This window comes from Acinetobacter lactucae, from assembly GCF_013344765.1.
GTDB classification, from domain to species: Bacteria; Pseudomonadota; Gammaproteobacteria; order Pseudomonadales; family Moraxellaceae; genus Acinetobacter; species Acinetobacter lactucae_A.
The window spans coordinates 1-3,812 of the sequence record NZ_JABVBF010000234.1 but is presented as its reverse complement, the minus strand read 5'-3'; the positions used below and the strand labels follow the sequence as shown (position 1 = coordinate 3,812).

Annotated in this window: 3 protein-coding genes; all 3 read left to right on the top strand. The window is 38.9% G+C overall.

Annotated features, from left to right (window positions below; translation table 11 throughout):
- Positions 1-42 precede the first annotated feature (42 nt).
- The 3 genes from HUN22_RS15975 (at position 43) to HUN22_RS15965 (ending at position 3,508) form a co-directional block, all read left to right on the top strand.
- Entirely contained in the window at positions 43-660 is a 618-nt protein-coding gene (locus tag HUN22_RS15975; RefSeq protein ID WP_174731404.1) for a rhomboid family intramembrane serine protease, read from the top strand.
- Positions 661-830: 170 nt separating this feature from the next.
- The gene (locus tag HUN22_RS15970) at positions 831-2,507 is read left to right on the top strand and encodes an arylsulfatase (protein WP_174731401.1); all 1,677 of its coding nucleotides are present in this window, start codon (positions 831-833) and stop codon (positions 2,505-2,507) included.
- Positions 2,504-3,508 carry an SUMF1/EgtB/PvdO family nonheme iron enzyme gene (locus tag HUN22_RS15965; protein WP_217488207.1) on the top strand — a complete coding sequence of 335 codons (1,005 nt, stop codon included), beginning with the start codon at positions 2,504-2,506 and terminating at the stop codon, positions 3,506-3,508. Before HUN22_RS15970 ends, HUN22_RS15965 begins: the two co-directional genes overlap by 4 nt.
- The last annotated feature ends 304 nt before the right edge of the window (positions 3,509-3,812 follow it).

Genomic DNA, 3,812 nt, shown 5'->3' with positions numbered 1-3,812 from the left:
GCATTATTGACCTCAGTATTGATTATTTTTTAAATATTTCTTATGTTGCATTTGCCATTTAACCATACCATTACCCTTATTATTATTACGGTCATTGTCTCTTTACTTGCATTTAGCAATCAAAATGTAATGAACCGCCTGATCTTTTGGCCACCAGCAATGCAACGTGGGCAATTTGATCGTTTCATCACGCATGGTTTTATTCATGCCGATGGAACACATCTACTTTTCAACATGATTACCCTATTCTTCTTTGGGAGTATTATTGAAAGTTTTTATCGCCAATATTTTTATGACATGGGTTTCGTGTTGTTCTATTTAGGTGGCTTAATCTTCGCGATTTTACCAAGCTATTTACAACATAAAAACGATGCGAATTGGGCCAGTCTAGGCGCTTCAGGTGCTGTTTCAGCAGTTTTATTTGCTTATATTCTGTTTCAGCCATGGAAGCTGATTTTTGTATTCTTCATTCCCGTACCCGCTATTATTTTCGCCATTTTATATGTGGCGTACAGTATTTGGGCAGGTAAACGAGGTAATAGTCATATCAATCATAGTGCTCATTTGTGGGGTGCAGCTTACGGAATCATCGTCACCATTTTACTTGAACCTAAAGTTATTCCACATTTCCTAGAGCAACTTACTCGCCTTCCTTTCTAAACCATATAAAGCAAAGAAAAGCCCATAACGGGCTTTTCTTTTTTTCTTATTTATTTATCTGCATAAATTCTCAGTCTTTTTTCTGATTTTCTTTGATCAATTCGTTGTTTTGTTTGCAAAAACCATCTGATTAAACTCATGCCAATTCTTTTAATAATTCAGATGATACAATGAAGTACAAAGCAATTTTATCTAGCCTTTCCATTGCTTTATTTAGCTTATCTTTGGCTGGGTGTAATGACAACGATAATCAAGAAAATGTCGTAAGCACACCTAAGCAACCCAATATCTTATTTATTATGGCTGACGACTTAGGGTATTCAGATTTAGGGGCTTTTGGTGGCGAAATTCACACCCCTAATATTGATAGTTTGGCTCAAGAAGGACGCCTTTTAACAGATTATCATACTGCCCCGACCTGTTCTCCAACACGCTCTCAACTCATTTCTGGTACTGATCACCATTTAGCAGGTATTGGGGCAATGGCTGAACTCACGCCAGAGCATTTGAAGGGACAACCAGGCTACGAAGGCTATTTAAACGAACGCTCGCTATCGATTGCTCAAGTGCTTAAAGATAACGGATACCGCACGTACATCAGCGGTAAATGGCATTTAGGATTAACCCCTGAAACCAATGCACATGCAAAAGGTTTTGATCATTCATTTACCTTATTACAAGGTTTAGATCACCACTTTAAGCAAGCTCCCAGTGCGTTTAAAAGAAATTCAACTTATACCGAAGATGGTCAAATTGTTCCTGTTTCAGCATTGCCTGACGACTTTTTCTCGACAAATTATTTTACCGATAAATTACTAAGCTACTTAGATTCAGGCAAAAATAGTGGCAAACCGTTCTTTGCTTATGCTGCCTATACGGCGCCTCACTGGCCAATTCAAGCCCCAGCCGAATATCGTGAAAAATATCGCGGGGTTTATGATGTCGGTTACGATACTATTCGTAACGCACGTATTGCTAGGCAAAAACAGCTTGGAATTATCCCTGCAAACTTTGAGGCAGCAGAACCAATTGCAACTCAAAATGCCCCACAAAAATATGGAAAGTGGGATGAGTTAACAGCTGAACAAAAAGCACTCGAAGCCCGTAAAATGGAAATTTATGCGGGCATGGTCGAAAATCTCGATGCCAATGTAGGTCGTATTATTCAATATCTCAAACAAAATAATCTTTATGACAATACCTTAATTTTCTTTGTTTCAGACAATGGCGCCGAAGGTTTTGTCCGTGGCGGATATGGCAGTGAAGCTGGTTTTGATAACTCTGTAGCAAACGTAGGTACCCCTACTTCGTATCACTATATTGGACCACGTTGGGCCGAAGTGAGTGCCGCACCTTTCCACTTGTGGAAAGACACGGCGGGCGAAGGCGCAACAACTGCCCCAGCCATTGTGAAATTACCGAATCAGAAAAAAGCAGAAGGGGCGAATCATAGCTTTGCATCTGTACTCGATGTTTTCCCGACTTTACTAGATTATGCTCATATTCCAGTACCTCAAGGCCAATACAATGGACGTACTATCAATACGCCAACTGGCTACTCATGGAAATCTGTACTTGAAAATAAAACAACTACGATTCGCCCTGCCAATTTTAGTTTTGCCGATGAGTTACATGGTAGTAAATATGCAAAACAAGGTGATTGGAAAATTGCACTCCAAGGACGCCCTGAATTAGGTACACGAACTTGGGAGTTATATAACCTTAAAACAGATCGGGGTGAAAGACAAAACGTTGCACAGCTTTACCCAGCTAAAGTTCAAGAGCTGTTATCGGTCTATCAAAAATATACTGAGAAAAATGGTGTGCAGGAATATAACGCCAAATGAGATTAAAACCATTTTTAGTTATCACACTCAGCCTGTCTTTTATGACAGGCTGTAGCCAATCTTCAAAAGTTTCTGAATCAGCACCCTCACCTCAACAGCCACCTTCTTTAGCTGACCTAGGTTCTATTGAAAAGTGTAAAAACTACTCTGGGCTACCTCAAGGTTGGCTCAAACAGCCTACAGCTGGAATGGTGTTAATTGCCGATGGGCATTTTAATTTTGGTTCTGAGAAAGCCTATCCCGATGAACTTAATTTTGGAAAAAAACAAAGAGAAGTCAAAGGATTCTGGATTGATCAGACTGAAGTTACCGTTGCTCAATTTGCAAGTTTCGTAAAAGCAACGGGCTATCTTACCGATGCTGAAAAACAAAAGCAGGCTGCTGTTTTTTCACCAGACCCTCAACATCCACAGCAATGGTGGCAGTTAAAATCAGGATATACATGGAAAACGCCAAATGGCAGTAATGGTGTTGTAGCCAATCCTAATGAGCCTGTGCGATATGTGAGTAAAAATGATGCTGAACATTATGCAGTCTGGCTCGGACATGACTTACCAACGGAACTAGAATGGGAATATGCAGCTAAAGCCAATTCAAAAACGGATACGCCCTTACATCAAGCGCCTACCGATGAACATCAACATCCACAAGCAAATTACTGGCAAGGCCAATTCCCTTTTCAAAACCTAAATCAAGATCACTTTAAAGATGTAGCACCCGTTGGATGTTTTGCGGCAAATAATTTCAAACTATTTGATACGATTGGAAATGTATGGGAATGGACATCCTCTCCTTATCAAGGTGCTCATGACCAACATATGGGAAATTATTCTGATTTACGACAACAACAAATTGTGAGTACACAATATGTAATTAAGGGCGGATCTTTTCTGTGTGCACAAAATTATTGTTCGCGTTATCGAAGCAGTAGTCGTTATCCACAAGACTTTGATTTAGCAGCAACACATGTCGGATTTCGAACTATTTTACGATCTCCTTAATTTCTTCTTGACTAGACTTATTCAAGATATTTCTAACCAAAACAAATCAAAATACTTCTAGATTAAAAAAGTGAGAAAAAGATGAAAACTTTACCTCTTTGTAAAGTGGAAATTTTTAAGTTAATCTAAAAAATAGACTTCAATCAAATGATGAATTGAATATTAAAATGTAGGGTTTCAGCCCAAAAATAGATGGGATGAAACTAGAAAATTATGGTGTAAAAAAGTCACCATATCCCCAAGATTTTTAAAAGACAATCTTACGTTGTCTTCTATCTAGTTTCACCCCAATTCTTTCTTATTC

Bases quoted from the DNA above. Each gene is read 5' to 3' on its own strand.
- HUN22_RS15975 (WP_174731404.1), top strand. From the start codon at position 43: ATGTTGCATTTGCCATTTAACCATACCATTACCCTTATTATTATTACG.
- HUN22_RS15970 (WP_174731401.1), top strand. From the start codon at position 831: ATGAAGTACAAAGCAATTTTATCTAGCCTTTCCATTGCTTTATTTAGC.
- HUN22_RS15965 (WP_217488207.1), top strand. From the start codon at position 2,504: ATGAGATTAAAACCATTTTTAGTTATCACACTCAGCCTGTCTTTTATG.